Origin of the sequence: Lysobacter sp. TAB13 (genome assembly GCF_052113885.1) — a bacterium.
In the GTDB taxonomy this organism is placed as follows: domain Bacteria; phylum Pseudomonadota; class Gammaproteobacteria; order Xanthomonadales; family Xanthomonadaceae; genus Lysobacter; species Lysobacter gummosus.
In genome coordinates, this window is record NZ_JBFRDR010000412.1 from 1 (window position 1) to 359 (window position 359).

A 359-nucleotide genomic window follows, 5' to 3' on the forward strand; every position below is an offset into this window, starting at 1 on the left:
ACCAAAAGCTCCCCGCATGAAGCCAATCAGGAAGACGCCGGCAAAGGCGACCAGGATCGTGGCAAGGGTCAGTTCCATGCGACGGCCTCCACAGGCGAAGCACGCCGAGCTGCATCCGCGCAGGGGCTGATTGCGACCGGCGAGGCCATCACCACCCCCTTGCGCGGCCGGACGGGGTGAAGCGGCCGCGGACCGCGTCCTCGATCTCGCGCCGCGTCAGGCCAATATCCCGCAGCGCGGCGTCGTCGCACTCGCGAAGCCAGGCAATGGCGTCGCGACGGACGAAATAGCCGGCGATCCAATGGCAAGAAGCGCCGAGCAGTCGAAACACTGCGCCCGGCCGCTGCGCGACCTCAGGT

2 protein-coding genes are annotated in these 359 nt (G+C 68.0%); one reads left to right on the plus strand and one right to left on the minus strand.

Annotated elements, in window-relative coordinates; translation table 11 throughout:
* The coding region (locus AB4Y92_RS26750) for a hypothetical protein (protein ID WP_441822372.1) at positions 1 to 180 on the plus strand (180 nt) is incomplete at its 5' end.
* Here AB4Y92_RS26750 and AB4Y92_RS26755 read toward each other — a convergent pair.
* Positions 149 to 359: DUF1127 domain-containing protein (locus AB4Y92_RS26755; protein ID WP_441822373.1), on the minus strand; the 211-nt coding region annotated here is incomplete at its 5' end. The genes AB4Y92_RS26750 and AB4Y92_RS26755 overlap by 32 nt on opposite strands.